Origin of the sequence: Tenggerimyces flavus, assembly GCF_016907715.1 — a bacterium.
Lineage (GTDB): Bacteria > Actinomycetota > Actinomycetes > Propionibacteriales > Actinopolymorphaceae > Tenggerimyces > Tenggerimyces flavus.
Genome location: NZ_JAFBCM010000001.1, coordinates 5,307,248 through 5,324,773 on the forward strand (window position 1 = coordinate 5,307,248; position 17,526 = coordinate 5,324,773).

Consider the following 17,526-nt stretch of genomic DNA (forward strand, 5'->3'; position numbering starts at 1 on the left):
GCATTTCCAGGCGTGAGCGGGCGGAGTTATGGATCGACTGCAGTCCAGGCGGCAAGGCGTACGGACGATGACCATCCTGCTGATCGTGAACCTCGTCCTCGGCGGCGCGGGGATCGCGGCCGCGCTGACGATCGGGACGACGGGCAGCACGACGACGTCCGACGCACCGACGCAGCCCGCCGAGACCTCCGATCCCACGACGGCGCCCACGCCCGAGCCGGAGCCCTCGACTGAGCCGACCGACGACGACCAGCCGCCCGAGCCGAGCGCCGAGCTCGTCAAGCTCCAGGAGGGGCTGAAGCGGGCCGGGTACGCGTGCTACCAAGCCGTCACCGAGCCCATTCTCGTGCACAGCTGCTACCTCGAGCCCGGCACGCGAAGCCTGGATGAGCAGCAGCTCCACATCCAGACCGGCCCGGACGGCAAGATCGCGGCGATCGAGGTCAAGATCAGCTACTTCGAGGACACGAAGGCCTCGCTGGCGCTGTTCCAGAAGACCGTGCACGCCCTCGAGGGCACGCTGCTCGACCAGGCCGAGGCCGCCAAGGTGCTGAACGGCCGTACCGACGACCAGGTCTCCGGCGCCGGCACGCACAACAACCAGACGCTCGCCTGGGGAACGTCGCGCCTCTTCGTCTCCGACGACAAGCGGGCGTACTACCTCGACCTCGCCGCCAAGGGCAAGAAGGAAACGCCGATCGCGCACGGCAGCACGGCCGTGACGATCGCGGATCTGAAGAAGAACTACGAAGGCAAGAAGTTCACCTGCAAGATCGACACCAAGCTCGAGTCGCTCAAGTGCCAGCAGCGGGAGAAGGGCGCGGTTTACACGATCCTCGCGTTCGACCCCTGCCTGACCGACGCCGAGAAGTACGAGCTGATCTGCCGCGACCACACGGCGTACAGCGTCAGCGCGAGTGTCGGGTTCGGCAACAACCTGCCCAACGCGCAGTACGAGCGGATCTTCGAGTTTCTCGTCACCAGTACGGACTTCACGATGGGTGGCATGAGCCCCGAGACGCAGACGTGGCTGACGACGAGCCTGAACGACTCCGAGGCGCGGGTGCACCGGGCCGACTTCCAGCAGATGCACCTCAGCACCGAGCCCGGCGCCGGGGTGTACGAAGAGTTCCCGAACGTGTTCCAGGTCGAAGTGACGGGTCACAACCTCACGCAGTAAGGGCATTCGGGGGGGGAGCATGCTCGGCCTGTGGATTCTCTACGGGCTCGCGGTGCTGATCGGCATCGCCGTACCACTCACGCTGATCGTCCGGGATCGTCTTGTGGATGGCGCAAGGATGGACGAGGCGATCGGCCAGCTCGACCAGGATCCGAAGACGTTGGGCATGCTCAGCGGCGGACCCGGACGCATGGTCGACGCGATGGTGACCGACCTGGTCGAACGTGGATTGGCCCAAGCGGACAACGGGAAACTCACGTTGACCGCTGAGACCGAGCGGCAGGTCACGATCCCGCGCGACGATCGGGATGATGCTCGCTGGAACGGACTCCGACAGCGTGTGGCGACTCTCGCGGCGTCGTGGCGAGGAAGGCGGCGCCGAGCTGCTCGGTTGGGCGGTCGTGGACACGGCCGGCGACCTCGCCGACGGCGGCGGCTCCTCCTCCGACTAGGCGTTGGCTCGTCGCCAGGTCTGCCAGACGCCGAGCGCGAAGAGGACGCCGAGCGTGCCGATGACGCCGAGGACGAGATGCGGTCGCGCGTACTCCGCGGCGAGCCCGGCTAGCGCGACGCCGAGGCCCTGCGCGACGCGCAGCGCCGTGACCGCGAGCCCGAACGCCTGGCCGCGCCGGTCGTCGGGAACGGCGAGGACGAACGTGGTCGACGCGACCAGATTGTACGAGGCGCCCAGGCCAGACAGGACGAACAGCGCTGCGACGACGGGCAAGGGCGGGTTGACGAAGCAGACGACGAGCGGGAGGCAGCTCGCCACCGCCATCGGCGGCATCATCCGCAGCCGAAGGGGCTTGTCCAGTCTGCCGAGCGCCAGCATGCCTGCTGCTGAGCCGACGGCGTACGAGGCGAACAGCAGCCCGACCGCGAGCGGACCGCCGCCCAGGCCTTTCGCGTACGGCGTCGCGAGTGCCTCGCCGGTGACGTAGAAGCCGGAGACGCAGGCGAACGCGACGAGCGCCCTGAGCTTGAGGTCGCCCCAGACCAGCCCGGCGCCGGCGACGACGTCGCTCCACCAGCCGCGCTTGACCACTTCCTGGTCCCCCGCGGCGGCGGGACGGGGGCGTACCCGCCACCACACGATGCCGGCCGCGAACACGAACGTGGCCGCGTCCACCAGCAGCGCGCCACTCGTCCCCATCGTGGCGACCAGTCCCCCGCCGCCGACGAAGCCGATGACGAGCGCGATCTGGAAGACGGTCTGCATCGCCGCCTGGCCGGCCGGATAGGCGTCCTCGCCGAGCACCTGCGGCAACAGCGACCCGCGGGCGGCGGTGGCGGGCGAGCCGACGAGTTGGACGGCTACCAGGAGGGCGACGACGAGCAGGAGCGGCATGTTCGGGACCGCCATGAGCGCGACCAGCCCAGCGCGGGCGGCGTCGCACACGATCATGACGGCTCTTCGCGGGTAGCGGTCGGCCAAGCCGGAGAGCAGCGGCCCGCCGATCAGGTCGGGCAGGAACGTCAGCGCATACGTGAGCGCCGTCCAAGCCGGCGACCCCGTCCGGTCGTAGACGAGAATCGACAACGCCACCCGGGCCAGCTGATCCCCCGCGACCGAGACCGTGTAGGCCGCGAACAGCGCCTGAAACTCCCGCACCCCGAACACGGCGCGATAACTGACCGCGTGCCCCTCCATACCAACCCCCGAACACCCAGCCGACCAAAGAACGCGATCGTGCCACGAATCCCCTCGCCGACCCGCCTGGCGTCAGGTTTCAGCCACGGTGAGGACGATGCTCCTGGTCGGCGAGGGCGATGGGCTGCCGTGCTTGTGCGGTGACTCCATCGAAGACGCCGGGTGGTGCGACCACTTGTCGCTGCCGGGGCGTGAGTCGTTCGAGGTCCCGTTCCGCCCAGCGGTAGTCGAGCCAGCTGGCATGTCCTGGGGCGTACTTGTAGAACAGCGCGCGACGGACGCTTGGGCCGGCCCAGTCGAGCGAGCCATGCGTCAGCGCCTCGGTGAAGATCACGGCGTCTCCTGCGCGGAGCTCGGCATGGGCGAGGTGCTCGCGCACAGCGGTGGCGGCCTGGTCGAGGTACGGGGAGGAGAAGTTCGCCTTGTGACTGCCGGGAACACACACGAACCCGCCGGCGTCGGCAGGGACGTCGGTGAGCGCGTAGCTGACCACGGTGAGCCCGGCGGAGATGACTCCGTTGCGCACGTGGTACCAGGCGCAGTTGGGGGCTCGGTTGTCCGGTTCGCCGTGCAGCCCGAGCCCCGGCGAGCCGTCCATCATCTGGATCCCGTAGCTGTGGTCGAGTCGTACGTAGTCATCGACGAATGCGAGCAGATACGGCAGGATCCGCTCGTCATCGATCAGATCGACGAACGGCTGACCGAGGTCGGGCAGCCACTCCAGCCGGCCCTTGCGCCCCTGGTCGTCGAGGTCTTCCAGCCCGAGGTCGTCGAGCACGGCACACGTCCGTCCGCGACCGAGCGAAACTCAATGGCCGGTACGGGCCGCAGGTGTGAGGATCGCACGATGGTGACGGACTCCAGCGCCGAGCAACGCGAGATCTGGGACCGGATCGCTGCCGGCTGGAGCCCGGACGAGGCAGTGGAGACCGAAGCCACCACTCCCATGATCGACTTCCTCGCTCAGCTGGCCGGCGAGGGTCCAGCATTGGAGTTCGCCATCGGTACGGGGAGGATCGCGGTCCCGCTGGCCCGGCGTGGCGTTCGCGTGGCCGGGATCGACGTGTCACCGGCGATGATCGACGTCCTCCATGCCGCGATGCCAGCCGACGAGTTGCCCGCGACCGTAGGAAGCATGGCCACCGCCGACGCCCCCGGGCGGGACTACCGGCTCGTCTACCTCATCGCCAACGCGATCAGCTGCCTGCTGCACCAGGACGAGCAGATCGCCTGCTTCCAGAACGCCGCCCGGCATCTGCGACCCGGCGGTCACTTCGTGATCCAGGTCTGGGTTCCCCAGCTGCGCCTGCTACCCCCGGGCCAGACCGTGGTACCAGGAACGGTCAGCGACGACCAGCTCATCTTCGACACCTACGACCTCGTCACCCAGCGCCTGGTCTCCCACCACTACCGGCTGGACAACGGCAAGGTCGTCGAGACCGGGTCGACTCCCCATCGTTACGTCTGGCCCTCCGAGCTGGACGTCATGGCCAAGCTGGCGGAGCTCGACCTGGTGGCACGCTATGCCGGCTGGGACCGAGCCGAGTTCACCGGCGACAGCTACTCCAGCGTCTCCGTCTGGTCGAAGCCAACGGTGAGGACGACGTTTCCGATCTTGCGGCCGGACTCGACGTAGCGGTAGGCGTCGACGATCTGATCCAGCGGGTAGGTCCGCTCGTCGAGGACCGGCCGGAACCTTCCGCTCTCCAGGTGGGCTCGGAGCTCGGCCATCAGCTCCGGTGGCTGCGGCGCCATCGGGAAGCGCACCCGCTTGCCGCCGCCGACGCGGGTGACCAGCGGCAGGAGGAGGTTCTGCAGCCAGGGGCCGAGGTCGGTGGACAGGTACGTGCCCGTGGGCTTCAGCAGCTTCTTGCACTGCTTGAACGTGCTCTTGCCGACCGCGTCCAACACCACGTCGTAGCGCTGGTCGGTCTCGGTGAAGTCCCGCACGGTGTAGTCGACGACCTGGTCGGCCCCCAACGCTCGGACGACGTCCACGTTCGCCGTGTCACAGACCGCTGTCACGTTGACGGCCTGGATCTTCAGGATCTGGACGGCGGCCGATCCGATCGCGCCGGTCGCGCCGTAGACGAGGACGTCCTGCCCGGCCTCGACGCGCGCCGTCCGCAGCGCCGTGAGCGCGTAGTGGTAGCCCTCGGTGGCAGGTGCGGCCTGGGCGAACGTGAGGTTCGCGGGGATGTTCGCGAGCATGCCGGTCGCGCGTACGGCGACGTACTCGGCGTGGGTCCCGAACCCGCCGTTCTCGTTGTAGCCGAAGACCCGGTCGCCGACCGCGAAGGTCGTGACCGCATCGCCGAGCGCCTCGACCACACCGGCGAACTCGGTGCCGAGCACCGGCCGGCGCGGTCGCCTGAGGCCGGTGAAGATCCGGATGACGCCCGGCCGGGCCGCCCGATAGCCGCAGTCGGTCCGGTTCACGGTGGCGGCATGGACCTTGACGAGCACGTCCCCGTCGCCGATCCGCGGGCGGTCGACCTCCGCGACACGCACGACCTCCGGCGGCCCGTACCTGGCGTAGATCGCTGCCCTCATTCCTCGCAGCGTAGGCGCGTTCGGGTTGCTCGATGCGCCGTTCGCCGACGCCGCTCGGCCGTCCAGCACACAGCGTCATCCGTTGACGCGTCGAATGGGCAGGGCGAGGGAAGATCAATACGGTGAGAAACCGCCCAATCTCCTGGTCGCTGAGGGAGTGAGACCAGTGGACAACCCACTGCGGATCGATGCCACGTTCGTCGACTACGCCTTGGTCGTCGTGTACTTCGCCGTCGTCCTGCTGATCGGGTTCGCCGCCCGGCGACGCATCTCCGACAGCCTCGACTTCTTCCTCTCCGGAAGATCTCTGCCCGCCTGGATCACCGGCCTCGCGTTCATCTCGGCCAACCTCGGTGCTGTCGAGATCATCGGCATGTCGGCCAACGGGGCCGAGTACGGCATGGCGACAATGCACTACTACTGGATCGGCGCCGTCCCCGCGATGCTCTTCCTCGGCGTCGTGATGATGCCGTTCTACTACGGCTCGAAGGTGCGCAGCGTCCCGGAGTTCATGCTCCGCCGCTTCGGCCCGGGCGCGCATCTGGTGAACGCGATCAGCTTCGCAGTGGCGCAGATCCTCATCGCCGGCATCAACCTGTTCCTGTTGGCCACGGTCGTCAACAGCCTGCTGGGCTGGCCGCTCTGGGTCGCGCTGCTCGTCGCCGCCGCGATCGTGCTCAGCTACATCACGCTCGGCGGTCTGTCCGCGGCGATCTACAACGAGGTACTGCAGTTCTTCGTGATCGTCGCCGCCCTCCTGCCGCTCACACTCATCGGCCTGCACCGCGTCGGCGGGGTCAGCGGGCTGATCGACAAGGTCACGGCCTCGCCGGGCGGAGCCACCCAGCTCACCTCGTGGCCGGGGCTCGAGCTGTCCGGTTTCACGAACTCGTTCCTCTCCGTCGTCGGCATCGTCTTCGGCCTCGGCTTCGTACTCTCGTTCGGTTACTGGACGACGAACTTCGTCGAGGTGCAACGGGCGATGGCGACCGGCTCGATGTCGGCGGCGCGGCGGACGCCGATCATCGGCGCGTTCCCGAAGATGTTCATCCCGTTCGTCGTCGTGATCCCGGGCATGATCGCCGCCGTCCTGGTGCCGGAGGCGGCGCAGATCAAGGCGGCGGGTGGATCGGCGAACGGGTTGACGTACAACGACTCGATCCTGCTGCTGATCCGCGACATCATGCCGAACGGTCTCCTCGGCGTGGCTTTGGCCGGACTGCTGGCCGCGTTCATGGCCGGCATGGCGGCGAACATCTCCGCGTTCAACACGGTCTTCAGCTACGACCTGTGGCAGCGGTACGTCCGCAAGGACAAGCCCGACGGGTACTACCTCAAGGTCGGCCGCTGGGCGACGGTCGGCGCGACCTTGCTGGCGGTCGGGACGGCGCTGATCGCGGCCGGCTACAGCAACCTGATGAACTACCTGCAGACGCTGTTCGGGTTCTTCAACGCGCCGCTGTTCGCGACGTTCATCCTCGGCATGTTCTGGAAGCGGATGACGGCGACGGCCGGCTGGATCGGGCTGGTGTCCGGCACGGCGGGCGCGGTGTTCGTCTGGGCGCTGAACGAGGTCGGCGTGATCTCCCTGCCCGGCCAGGGCGCGGCGTTCGTCGCGGCCGGTGTGGCGTTCGTGCTCGACATCGTGGTGAGCGTGCTGGTCAGCCTGGTGACGCGGCCGAAGCCCGACTCCGAGCTGGTGGGGCTGGTGTACTCGGAGACACCGAAGTCGCAGCGCTCCGACCCCGAGGTCAGCCGGCCGCCCTGGTACCAGTCGCCGACGAAGCTCGCGGGCGTCGCGCTCGTTCTCGTCATCGCATTGAACATCGTCTTTCACTGAACGGAGGTTGTGGCATGAGCGACATTCGAGCACCGCACAAGGCAGGCGCGTTCGACGTCCGCAACGTGATCGCGGCCCTGGTCGGCTTCTACGGCATCGTGCTGATCGCGCTGGGCCTGTTCGCGGACACGGCGGCGGAACGCGCGAAGACCGGCGACGTCAACGCCAACCTCTGGGCCGGCCTCGCGATGGCCGCGATGGCGATCGTCTTCGTCCTCTGGGCCCGCCTCCGCCCGGTGGCCGTGCAGTAGCGCGCGGCCCTATGTCTTCGTGGGAGGACGTCCGCACGTTCGCGCTCGCTTCTCCGCACCAAAACTGCGTCCCGACGGCTGACGTCGTGGCGTCAAGTGGCCAGAAACAAGTTTCCCGGAGCCGAGGCGAGAAATCGATTCCCAATGTGGGCAAGCTAGCGACCAGACCGGCCCACAGAGAGCCAGCACGGAGGAACGGATGAGCCTCAGCCGCAGAGCATTCCTCGGTACGGTCGCCGGCGCGGGCGTGGCAGCCGCCACCATCCCCGACATCATCGCCCCGCACCAGGCGCAGGCCGCCACCTGGAAGAAGCGCCTCACCGGCGCGGACCTGGACACGGCCAGCAGGTGGCATGTCGCCGGCACGGACCTCGGCATCCCGTACGTCCTCGAGAACGGCTCGATCGGCTACCTGTTCGGCGACACGTTCAGCACCCCGTGGCCCGAGTCCGGCCAGGACTGGCGCTCCCCCGTCATGCTCCGCAGCGCGATCCACCCCGGCGAACCAGGCGGCGTCGTGTTCGACAGCGCGGCACGAGTGGCGGGCAACGGCAGAGCCCCGGAGCTCATGCACAACGGCCACAACGGCAACGACCACGAGGGCCGCTTCGAGGTCACCGTCATCCCGAACGACGGCATCAGCTTCCCCGAGACCGGCCGCCAGCTCATCAGCTACATGAGCATCGAGAACTGGAACCCCGGCCCGCGCGGTGCCGGTTGGAAGTCCCGCTACGCCGGGCTCGCCTACTCCGACAACGGCAACGACTTCGTTCGCACCAACCTGGAGTGGATGAACGACGGCGACAACGCCGACCCGTTCCAGATGTGGTCGATGCAGCGCGACGGCGACTACGTCTACGTGTTCTCGGTCCGATCCGGCCGCCAGGACGGCCCGATGATGCTGCGCAGGGTCCGCTGGGACCGGATGTTCTTCCCCGCCGAGTACGAGGGCTGGGGGTGGAACGGCAGCAACTGGGGCTGGGGCCGCCCACCGAGCCCGATCCTCACCGGCAGGTTCGGCGAGCCCTCCGTCCGGCGACTGGCCGACGGCACCTGGGTGATGGCGTACCTCAACACCACCACGCTGAACATCGTCACCCGCACCGCCGCCGGCCCCGACCAGGTCTGGACGCCGGAGAAGGTGCAGATCACCATCGCGCAGGAGCCCAACCTGTACGGCGGCTTCATCCACCCCTGGTCGACCAGCGAGCCGGACGGCCTCCATCTGATGGTCTCGACCTGGCGTCGCAACGGCGCCGGCCAGTCGACGGCGTACCACATGAGCCAGTTCGTCGGATCCGTGTGACACATTCGGGCAGGGTCATCGCGTCTTAGAGACAGAAGGCCCATACCCGAGAGGCACGGATGCGATCGAAAGTGGACTTCGAGGAGTTCGCCCTGGCCAGGACTCCTCACCTGTTCCGCACGGCATGGCTGCTCTGCGCCGACCACCACCTCGCCGAGGACCTCGTGCAGGAGACGTTGGCGCGGATGTTCCTCGCCTGGCGCGGCCTGGACCGGGTGGAGAACCCGAGCGCGTACGCGCAGACCGTGCTTGTACGTACGTTCATCTCCCAGCGGCGCAAGCGCAGCTCGACGGAACGACCGACCGAGACCGTGCCAGAGAAGATGGCGAACGAGGGCGACCAAACCCTCCGCATGGCCCTGCAGTCGGCGTTGTCGGAGCTGTCGCCTCAAGATCGCGCCGTTCTGGTGCTGCGGTTCTTCGAAGATCGCAGCGTCGAACAGGTCGCTCGCGATCTCGGCACCAGCTCCAACGCCGTACGAAGTCGCACCTCCCGTGCCCTGAACCGAATCCGGACGGTGTTCGGCGCGGACCTCGCCCACCTCGCCCTGTCCTGACGTACCTGAACCACTGTGGAGAACGCACCCATGAACGACACCGACGAGCTCCTGCCCGAGCTGATGCGGCGCGCGACCGACCGGCTCGAGCAGCCCGACGCTGCGGCCCTGGTCGAGCGCGGCGTACGCAGGGGCGCCCAGCTCCGGCGCCGCCGGACGATAGGGATCAGCATCGTGGCGGCCTCCGCCGTCGTGCTCGCCGCGACCAGCGCGTTCGCCGTGCGAACAATGTTGCCCGGCAACGACCTCCAGGTCGCCGATCCGCCGCCCACGCCCTCCGCCGCGGCCGAGCAACCGGCCGAGCAACCGGCCGAGCAACCGTCCGAGCAACCGTCCGCGACGCCAAGCAAGCAGCCAAAGAACGAGCCGACGGGCGGGCCCACCTCGTCGCGCGACACCGGCTGGAGCCCGTCCCAGAAGGACACCCTCGCGGTCCTGCGGGCCATCGTGCCCCCGAGCTACAAGATCTCCGACCCCGAGACCTGGGGCGACGAGAGCTTCGCGGGCGCACGGATCACGGTGGACGACGGCGGCGGTGCCACCGAGCTGTCCGTCCTGGTCCAGGGCGTGTCCGACGAGCTCCGCTGCCCGGTCGAACCGCCGGGCGACTGCCAGCGCTTCCCCGACGGCTCGGTGGTCCAGACCATGGAGAACACGCCCGAGTACACGAAGGGCCATCCGAGCGACCTCGGCGTGATCTACAACACCGCGACGCTGGGACGCGCCGACGGTCTGCACGTGTCGCTCACGACGTACAACGCCATCGCCGAGAAGGGCGAGCCGAAGACCCGGACGCTCCCCCTGTTCAGCGTCGACAAGCTGACCGCGCTGGCCCAGGATCCGCGCTGGCGGAAGAGTGGCAAGAAGCTGCCCGTGCGTTGACAGCGCTCCTCCGGCGACGCCTAGGGTGACGGCGTAGAAAGGCCTTTCCGTCGCCGGAGGTGAGTGCGGCCGATGAACCCGCTGACTCGTCGTGGGCTGCTGTTGTCGGGCGCCGCGGCCGCGATCGTCGGCTCGCTACCGACCAGGGCGCACGCGGCGGACGACTTCGCGTTGATGCGGCAGCAGTGGCGGGCGCAGTTGGTCGCCGAGGGGTACGACCCCGCCGACCCGGCGATCGCGCCGGTCCTGACGCGGATCGCGGACACCGCGCAGTCGTGGTGGAACTCGATGAACAAGGCCGCGAACCGCACGTACCTGTGGAGCGACGCGCAGCTCAGCCAGCACCAGTCGTTCGCGATCTCGAGGTCGTTCGACCGGCTGCGGGCGATGGCACTCGCGTACGCCACCCCCGGCAGCCGCCTCGCGGGAAACGCCACCCTCCTGACCGACCTGATCGGCGGCTTCGAGTGGATGGTCGCGAACTTCTACAAGGAGACCGGCTCGATCGTCGGCAACTGGTACGAGTGGCAGATCAGCGGCCCGACCTGGTTCAACGACGCGATCGTCCTCGTGTACGACCGGCTGTCGGCGGCGCAGATCGCCAAGTACACAAGGGCAGTCGCGCACTACACGCCCGCGCCGTTCGGCACCGCAGCCAACCGCGCGCTGTCGTCGTACGTGGTCGTCGGCTGGGGCGTCCTCGCCGGCAACGCGACCGCGGTCGGCAGCGGCGTCAACGGACTGGGCCCGGTGTTCCCGTACGTCACGTCCGGCGACGGCTTCTACCGGGACGGCTCGTTCATCCAGCACGGCGCCCACCCGTACACCGGCACGTACGGCACGCTGCTGCTCGAGGCGATCGCCCCGCTGGCGTGCACGGTCGCCAACACCACGTGGCAGGTGAACACCGCCACGGTGATGGCCTGGTACCGCGACTCGTTCGACCCGGTGATGTGGCGCGGCGCGTTGATGGACACGGTGGCCGGGCGGACGATCGCGCGCTTCGACGAGACCGAACGCGTGCACTACCAGCGCGTGCTGAAGGCCGGTCTCGCGCTGGCTCCGTCGGCGCCCGCGGCGGATCGCGCGTGGCTGCGGTCGGTGCTGAAGGAGTGGCTGCTGTGTGACCCGGAGTCCGACCCGACGCCGACCGACACGGTCCCGTCGCTACTGGCGGCACGGGCGCTGGTCGCGGACGGCTCGGTGGCGCGGCGGGGCGAGCTCGTGGTGAGCAAGGTGTTCCCGCGGATGGACCGCATCGTGCACCGCCGCCCGACCTGGGCGCTCGCCGTCTCGATGTACTCCGCGCGAATCGCGAACTTCGAGTCGATCAACGGCGAGAACCTGCGCGGCTGGACCACCGCCGAGGGCGCCGCGTACCTGTACGTGAACGGATCCCGGCAGTACGTCGACGGCTACTGGCCGACGGTCAACCCGATCCGGCTGCCCGGCACGACCGTCGACGTCCGGTCCCGCGCTCAGGGCGAGGGCGCCGGAGCGAAGAGCCCGAACCGCTGGGCCGGCGGCGCGTCGCTGGGTGGGCGCTATACCGCCGGCGGCATGAACGTCGCGGTGCAGGGCGGCACGCTCGGCCTGCAGAAGTCGTGGATGTGCTTCGACGATTTCGTGGTCGCGCTCGGCACCGGCATCAAGGCGACCGGCGGGCACCGGATCGAGACCGTGGTGGAGAACCGCCGGCTGTCCGCGGCGGCGAACGAGACCGTACTCGTCAACGGCTCCGTCGTGGTGCCCGCGTCGGGCGACACAGCGACGATCGCCAAGGTGCGTTGGCTGCACCTCGCCGGCACCGGTGGCTACGTCTTCCCGGCGCCGGTCACCCTCGGCCTCATCCGGCAGGTCCGGACGCGGAGATGGGCGGACATCACCACGCACCAGTCGTGGGCGCTGACGACGCCGATCACGCACACGTACCTGACCGCCTGGCTCGACCACGGAATCAACCCGAACGGGCAGGCGTACGCGTACGTCATGCTGCCGACCGCCACGCCCGCCCAGACCGAGGCATTCGCCGCCAGCCAGGGCGCCTCGGTGCTGGCGAACACGTCGAACGCGCAGGTCGTCCGCGCCGGCGGGGTGACGTGCGCGAACCTATGGCAGCCCGGCACCGCGTCCATCGTCACCGCGAACCAGGGCGTGTCGGCCGTGATCTCCACCGGCGAGGGCCTGGCGACCGTGGCGCTCGCCGACCCGAAGCACGCCACCACCACGATGACGGCGACCATCGCGCTCACCGCGACCTCGGTCGTCTCCGCCGACGCCGGGCTCCAGGTGACGTCGCTGAATCCGCTGACGATCAACGCCAACCTCACCGGAGCCGCCGGCTCCACCAAGTCCGTCCAGGTGCGCACCGCCTAGCGCGTCGTGCCGCCTTACCCGGCCAGTGGCCCCCCTACCTGGCGTCCACCCCACGTAAAGGGGCAAATGATCATGTAAACATGATCATTTGCCTCAGGGCGCGAGCTGGCCGGGAGCCGGCTTCGGCCATCTCATTGCGCTGCCCGCCTGTGCGCGGTTACCGTTCGAACGTATTTCGAGAAACGTTTACGAAATACGAGAACGACAACCTCGGAGGGGCCCGTGCGGACATGACCCGCAGGACGCTGCTCGCGCTGGGTGGAGGCGCCGCGGCGGGTAGTTTGGCCGCGCCCACGACCGCGTGGGCGGAGCCGGAGACGGGATCACCGATGAGCAGCGCCAGCACGCCCGAGTCAAAGGCTGAGCCGAACGTCGAGGTCGCGAAGACCTGGTGGTCGCCGCAGCGACAGGTGTGGACTCCGGTCGGCTGGAAGGGACACGTGTTCCGGTTCGACGTGTTCTACAACGGCGCGACGATCTGTCAACCCGCGATTGCGCTGCCACCGAGCAGCGCACCCACGCTCAAGCCGTACCTCACGCCCTACAAGGGCAAGGACTTCCAGGTCACGCCGGTCATGCCGGACGGCGGCGGTTTCCCCAACCTGCCCGAAGACAACATCTACCTGTACAAGACCGACTACGGCGTCGGCATCCAGAGCTGGCAAGCCGACGTTGACACTCCCGTCCTCCGTACGGACTGGCGGCGCCAGGAGGGCCTTGTCCTCCGCCAGTCGCAGTTCGCCCACATCAAAGGCGGCCAGGCAGTCGACACCGCGCTCGAGCCGATCTACAACTGGACGCGGTACGAGATCGCGCATGTGGACGAGCTGAAGGCACCGGCGAACTTCGAGTTCGTCCTCCGCCTCAGCGGCCTGTACTACCAACACTTCGTCGGGCCGCCCCAGCAACAAGAGGCGTTCCTCACCATCCAGCTCACGCCGTCCGCAGCGCCACTGGCGAACCCGTTGGTGATGGACCGCGTCTGGAACCCCGAGGGCAAACCGCTCACCGTCAAGATCCGCGACGAGAACGACGACGTCCGCCTGATCGTCGGCACGCCGGCCAAGGGCACGATCAGCATGCGCCCGGCCGACGGTTACGAGAACGTCTTCGACCTGCACCTCAGCCTGCCCGTGACGGTCGGCAACCACATCGACGTCCTGCTCCCGATGCTCCCCCAGCCCGCGGCGGAGGCTGAACGGGAGTGGGCGCAGGGCCGCGAAGGCGCGCTCGCGGAGTGCCAGACGTTCTGGCGCCCACCGCAGGCGGCGAAGATCAGCACCCCCGAAGACCACGTCAACGAGTACTTCCGCCGCAGCGTCCAGCTCGCCGAGGTCATCGCGGAGAAGAGCCCGGACTCGGGCAAGTACACGTTCCTCACCGGCTCGTTCGGCTACGACCTGCTGTGGAGCACGCCGACTTCGATGGTCAGCCACATGTTCCTCGACCTGCTCGGCCAGCACGAGATCGTCGCGCGGCACCTCGACCTCTACCGTGACGTCCAGGGCAAACGCCAGCCACCCGGCAAGGCGTACGCGCAGCTCTCCAAGGACGGCTTCTTCGCCACGCCGCTCAGCCTGCAGTCGTTCGACTGGCTCGGCGACCACGGCGCGATCCTCGAAGCCGTCGCCAGGCACGCGCTGCTCAGTCGAGACCAGGCGTTCATCGATCTGTGGCTCGAGCTGATCATCAAGGCCTGCGATTTCATCAAGCGGGTTTGCGAATACACCGACCACACCGGCGTCAAGGGCCTCATGCCCGCCGCGGCGTCGAACGACACCGGCGTCGAGCAGCAGTCGGTCTGGATCCAGGTGTGGAACTACAAGGGTCTGGCCAGCTCGGTCGAGCTGCTGAAGCGGCTCAACCATCCGCGAGCCGCGGAGTTCGCCACGCTCGCGAACGGGTTCAAGGCGACGTACGCCAAGGCGCTGCGCGACGCCGCCGCGACGGCACCGAAGTGGACGGCGCCGGACGGCAGCAGGCATCCGGTGCTGCCGAGCAAGTTCGAAGGCCCGGAGAGCCCGTGGCCGTTCCTCGAGGCGTTCGACTCCGGCGCGCTCTCGACGGTGTGGTCCGGCCTGATGGACGCGAGCGATCCGTTGATGCGCTCGTTCGTCGACTTCTTCCGCGTCGGGCCGAACACCAAGCTGTTCGACCCGAACCACCACACCGCGCTGGACCGGGTCGTGCTCGACCACGAGCAGAGCAGCGGCGAGCCCTGCTACAGCTGGAACCTGTTCCACACCTGGCAGCTCAAGGACCGGCATCGCTTCCTGGAAGGGATGTACGGCCTCATGATCGGCGCGTGTTCGCCGGACACGTACATCGCCTCCGAGCACCGCAACGCGATGTACGGGTCGCTGTTCGTCCAGCCGCTCGTCACCTGGGCCGCACGGCACGCGGTGATCGACGACGCGATCACGCCGGGCGAGCTCCACCTGCTGCGCCTCTGCCCGCTGGCCTGGATCAGCGCGACCGAGGAGACCAGCTTCGAACGGATGCCGACGCAGTTCGGGCCAATGTCGCTGCGGTTCAAGCTGCAGGCCGACGGGCGCGAGCTCGCTGTGACGTTCTCCCAGACCTGGAAGCAGAAACCGGCCCGCATCGTGCTGCACTGCCCGCCGATACCCGGCCTGCTGTTCGTCATCGTCAACGGCCGTCGGCGCAAGGCCGCCGACACAATCGTGCTCTGAGAGGTACGCGATGACGCCACGCGGAGCTGTCGCGGTCGCACTCGCGATCGTCTGTCTCACCGCAACGCCGGCACTGGCCGGCGCGAGTAAGGGCAAGAACGAGCGGCGGCTCGAGCTGCCGCACACGCACCGGATGTCCTTACTGGCAACGGCATCCAGCGACGACGTGACCGGCGACGGGCTCGCCGACGCCGTCGTTCGCGACCCCGGAGCGTGGAGCGGGACGCTGCGCGCGTTCGTCCACGACGGCGCGACCACCGGCAACCCGTGGGCGACGCCGACCTCGCTCGGCGGCGCGTGGGACTTCGCGGACGCGCTGCTGCTCGGCGATATCACGGGCGACGGCCGCCTCGACCTCGTCGCCCGCGACCCGTTCGCGGGCAACGGCACGCTGTGGATCTACCCGCACAACGGCGCCGCGACCGGCAACCCGTGGACGACGCGCTTCCAGGCCGGAACGGGCTGGAACGCGCACGGTCTGCTCCAGCTCGGCGACATGAACGGCGACGGGCGGCTCGATCTCGTCACGCGCGAGCAGGGAAGTGCCAACGGGACAAGGTGGATCTACCCGCACAACGGATCGTCGACGAGCAACCCGTGGACGGCGAGCACCAGGCTCTGGGCCGGAACGGGCTGGAACATCGGCAACGTCGTCCTGCTCGCCGACGTCACCGGCGACGGGCTGCCCGACTCACTCCTCCGCGACAGCTCGTCCGGCCTGTGGATCTACCCGCACAACGGCGTGACGAACGGCAACCCGTACACGTCGAGGTTCGCCGCCGGCAGCGGCTGGGACCTCGCGAAGACCCTGCTGGTCGGCGACGCCAACGCCGACGGGCACAACGACCTGCTGGCGATCGACGCGTCCGGGACGCTGTTCGTCTATCCGAGCAGTGGTGCCGCGACGGGCAATCCGTTCACGGTCCCCCGCTACGCGGCGGGCACCGGTTGGAACAGCATCGCGAACACGTTCGTGGTCGCGGATGTCAACGGGGACGGGCGATCCGACCTGCTCGCGCGGCTGCGAGCCGGCGATCTCTGGGTGCATCCGAACGACGCGAGCGCCACGCCGTGGACCCAGCGGATCAGTGCCGGCGCGGGGTGGACGTACGAGAACCAGCTGCTGCTCGGCGACGTCACCGGCGACCACCGGCCCGACCTCGTCGCACGCGACCCGGGCGATGCCGACGGCGCGCTGTGGATCTACCCGCACGACGGATCGTCCAGTGCGAATCCGTGGACGCTGCCGCGGGTGCTCGCGGGCACCGGCTGGAACCTCGCGGTGGAGCTGCAGCTCGGCGACCTCACCGGCGACGGCCGGCGGGACATCCTGCTGCGCGACCGCGCCGGTGACCTGTGGATCTACCCGCACACGGGCACGACGACCGGCAACCCCTGGCTGAGCACCAGGCAGTGGGCCGGGTCCGGCTGGCAGACCGCCGCGTCGCTCGCGCTCGCCGACGTGAACGGGGACGGGTCGAACGACCTCGTCGACCGGGAACGCGACGGCTCGCTGTGGATCTACCCCACCGGCTCCTCGTCGGCGCCCATCCGTGTCGCGGGCGACTGGCGTACGACCCGCACCCTCGCCGTGGCCGATGTCGAGGGGACCGACCTGCCGGAGCTCGTCGCGGTCGACGCCGACGGCACGGTCTGGATCCACCCGCACAACGGCTCGACCACCGCCAACCCCTGGCCGGCCAACCACCCCGCCGGCGCGAGCTGGCCCACCGCATCAACCGTTCTGTTCTGACGCATTTCCCACCAGTGAGGAGATCGCGCCATGCCGAAGTTGCTCGTGACCTTCACCGCCGCGTTGGCTCTCACCCTCTCGACCGCGCCAGCCGCGCACGCCACCGCCGCACCCGTCCCGGAAGTCCCGAAGCTGGGCCGCTGACGGCGCCACCTGGGCACCGGACGTCTTCCCCAACCCCGACGGCACGATCACGCCGACCTACACAGCGCTCAACCCCTCGATCAACAAGGAGTGCATCGGCGTCGCGGTCGCGAGCAGCCCCACCGGCCCGTTCCTCCCGCAAGGCAGCGGCCCGCTGATCTGCCAGTCGGACCTCGGCGGCTCGATCGACGCCAACACGCACCTCGACGCCAACGGCACGCGCTGGCTGACGTGGAAGAACGACGGCAACCGGATCGGGCTGCCGAACACGCTGTGGGTGCAGCAGACGACGAACAACGGCCGCACGCTGACCGGCCCGCGGTACGCGATGCTCACCCGC

The 17,526-nt window shown here is 68.8% G+C and carries 14 protein-coding genes and 1 pseudogene; 12 read left to right on the forward strand and 3 right to left on the reverse strand.

The window, feature by feature from the left end:
• Nucleotides 1-67: 67 nt before the first annotated feature.
• Together JOD67_RS24840 and JOD67_RS24845 are read left to right on the forward strand one after the other, a co-directional pair.
• Nucleotides 68-1,180: a hypothetical protein gene (locus JOD67_RS24840; RefSeq protein ID WP_205120098.1), complete on the forward strand. Its 1,113-nt coding sequence runs from the start codon at nucleotides 68-70 to the stop codon at nucleotides 1,178-1,180.
• Nucleotides 1,181-1,491: 311 nt separating this feature from the next.
• Nucleotides 1,492-1,632, forward strand: coding sequence for a hypothetical protein (locus JOD67_RS24845; protein ID WP_205120099.1), 141 nt, complete (start codon nucleotides 1,492-1,494; stop codon nucleotides 1,630-1,632).
• Here the strand turns inward: JOD67_RS24845 and JOD67_RS24850 are convergent.
• Both JOD67_RS24850 and JOD67_RS24855 read right to left on the reverse strand, forming a co-directional pair.
• Nucleotides 1,629-2,831: an MFS transporter gene (locus JOD67_RS24850; RefSeq protein WP_239554035.1), complete on the reverse strand. Its 1,203-nt coding sequence runs from the start codon at nucleotides 2,829-2,831 to the stop codon at nucleotides 1,629-1,631. The genes JOD67_RS24845 and JOD67_RS24850 overlap by 4 nt on opposite strands.
• 79 nt (nucleotides 2,832-2,910) lie before the next feature.
• Nucleotides 2,911-3,609 carry a phytanoyl-CoA dioxygenase family protein gene (locus JOD67_RS24855; RefSeq protein ID WP_205120100.1) on the reverse strand — a complete coding sequence of 233 codons (699 nt, stop codon included), beginning with the start codon at nucleotides 3,607-3,609 and terminating at the stop codon, nucleotides 2,911-2,913.
• A gap of 69 nt (nucleotides 3,610-3,678) precedes the next feature.
• Between JOD67_RS24855 and JOD67_RS24860 the strand changes: the two genes are divergently transcribed.
• Nucleotides 3,679-4,467: a class I SAM-dependent methyltransferase gene (locus tag JOD67_RS24860; protein WP_205120101.1), complete on the forward strand. Its 789-nt coding sequence runs from the start codon at nucleotides 3,679-3,681 to the stop codon at nucleotides 4,465-4,467.
• Here JOD67_RS24860 and JOD67_RS24865 read toward each other — a convergent pair.
• A complete protein-coding gene (locus JOD67_RS24865) occupies nucleotides 4,392-5,384 on the reverse strand; it encodes an NAD(P)-dependent alcohol dehydrogenase (RefSeq protein WP_205120102.1) in 993 nt (330 codons plus the stop codon). The genes JOD67_RS24860 and JOD67_RS24865 overlap by 76 nt on opposite strands.
• A 166-nt stretch (nucleotides 5,385-5,550) precedes the next feature.
• Between JOD67_RS24865 and JOD67_RS24870 the strand changes: the two genes are divergently transcribed.
• The 9 genes and pseudogenes from JOD67_RS24870 to JOD67_RS24910 form a co-directional block, all read left to right on the forward strand.
• Nucleotides 5,551-7,224, forward strand: coding sequence for a sodium:solute symporter family protein (locus JOD67_RS24870; RefSeq protein ID WP_307782541.1), 1,674 nt, complete (start codon nucleotides 5,551-5,553; stop codon nucleotides 7,222-7,224).
• Between the two features lie 14 nt (nucleotides 7,225-7,238).
• Nucleotides 7,239-7,475: a hypothetical protein gene (locus JOD67_RS24875; protein WP_205120103.1), complete on the forward strand. Its 237-nt coding sequence runs from the start codon at nucleotides 7,239-7,241 to the stop codon at nucleotides 7,473-7,475.
• A 199-nt stretch (nucleotides 7,476-7,674) separates the two neighbouring features.
• On the forward strand, nucleotides 7,675-8,781 hold the full coding sequence (locus JOD67_RS24880; RefSeq protein ID WP_205120104.1) for a glycoside hydrolase family 183 protein: 1,107 nt from the start codon (nucleotides 7,675-7,677) through the stop codon (nucleotides 8,779-8,781).
• 59 nt (nucleotides 8,782-8,840) lie between these two features.
• Nucleotides 8,841-9,338 carry a SigE family RNA polymerase sigma factor gene (locus JOD67_RS24885; protein ID WP_205120105.1) on the forward strand — a complete coding sequence of 166 codons (498 nt, stop codon included), beginning with the start codon at nucleotides 8,841-8,843 and terminating at the stop codon, nucleotides 9,336-9,338.
• Nucleotides 9,339-9,368: 30 nt separating this feature from the next.
• Nucleotides 9,369-10,220 carry a PT domain-containing protein gene (locus JOD67_RS24890; RefSeq protein WP_205120106.1) on the forward strand — a complete coding sequence of 284 codons (852 nt, stop codon included), beginning with the start codon at nucleotides 9,369-9,371 and terminating at the stop codon, nucleotides 10,218-10,220.
• 72 nt (nucleotides 10,221-10,292) lie between these two features.
• Nucleotides 10,293-12,596 carry a polysaccharide lyase 8 family protein gene (locus JOD67_RS24895; protein WP_205120107.1) on the forward strand — a complete coding sequence of 768 codons (2,304 nt, stop codon included), beginning with the start codon at nucleotides 10,293-10,295 and terminating at the stop codon, nucleotides 12,594-12,596.
• Between the two features lie 230 nt (nucleotides 12,597-12,826).
• Nucleotides 12,827-15,289, forward strand: a complete 2,463-nt coding sequence (locus JOD67_RS24900; protein WP_205120108.1) for a hypothetical protein — start codon at nucleotides 12,827-12,829, stop codon at nucleotides 15,287-15,289.
• A 10-nt stretch (nucleotides 15,290-15,299) separates the two neighbouring features.
• On the forward strand, nucleotides 15,300-17,042 hold the full coding sequence (locus JOD67_RS24905) for an FG-GAP repeat domain-containing protein (RefSeq protein WP_205120109.1): 1,743 nt from the start codon (nucleotides 15,300-15,302) through the stop codon (nucleotides 17,040-17,042).
• 175 nt (nucleotides 17,043-17,217) lie between these two features.
• A pseudogene (locus JOD67_RS24910) lies at nucleotides 17,218-17,514 on the forward strand (family 43 glycosylhydrolase); the annotation flags it as partial.
• Between the last annotated feature and the right edge of the window lie 12 nt (nucleotides 17,515-17,526).

Coding starts and splice junctions, on each gene's coding strand:
- JOD67_RS24840 (WP_205120098.1), top strand. CDS start 68: ATGACCATCCTGCTGATCGTGAACCTCGTCCTCGGCGGCGCGGGGATC.
- JOD67_RS24845 (WP_205120099.1), top strand. CDS start 1,492: ATGCTCGCTGGAACGGACTCCGACAGCGTGTGGCGACTCTCGCGGCGT.
- JOD67_RS24850 (WP_239554035.1), bottom strand. CDS start 2,831: ATGGAGGGGCACGCGGTCAGTTATCGCGCCGTGTTCGGGGTGCGGGAG.
- JOD67_RS24860 (WP_205120101.1), top strand. CDS start 3,679: ATGGTGACGGACTCCAGCGCCGAGCAACGCGAGATCTGGGACCGGATC.
- JOD67_RS24865 (WP_205120102.1), bottom strand. CDS start 5,384: ATGAGGGCAGCGATCTACGCCAGGTACGGGCCGCCGGAGGTCGTGCGT.
- JOD67_RS24875 (WP_205120103.1), top strand. CDS start 7,239: ATGAGCGACATTCGAGCACCGCACAAGGCAGGCGCGTTCGACGTCCGC.
- JOD67_RS24880 (WP_205120104.1), top strand. CDS start 7,675: ATGAGCCTCAGCCGCAGAGCATTCCTCGGTACGGTCGCCGGCGCGGGC.
- JOD67_RS24885 (WP_205120105.1), top strand. CDS start 8,841: ATGCGATCGAAAGTGGACTTCGAGGAGTTCGCCCTGGCCAGGACTCCT.
- JOD67_RS24890 (WP_205120106.1), top strand. CDS start 9,369: ATGAACGACACCGACGAGCTCCTGCCCGAGCTGATGCGGCGCGCGACC.
- JOD67_RS24895 (WP_205120107.1), top strand. CDS start 10,293: ATGAACCCGCTGACTCGTCGTGGGCTGCTGTTGTCGGGCGCCGCGGCC.
- JOD67_RS24900 (WP_205120108.1), top strand. CDS start 12,827: ATGACCCGCAGGACGCTGCTCGCGCTGGGTGGAGGCGCCGCGGCGGGT.
- JOD67_RS24905 (WP_205120109.1), top strand. CDS start 15,300: ATGACGCCACGCGGAGCTGTCGCGGTCGCACTCGCGATCGTCTGTCTC.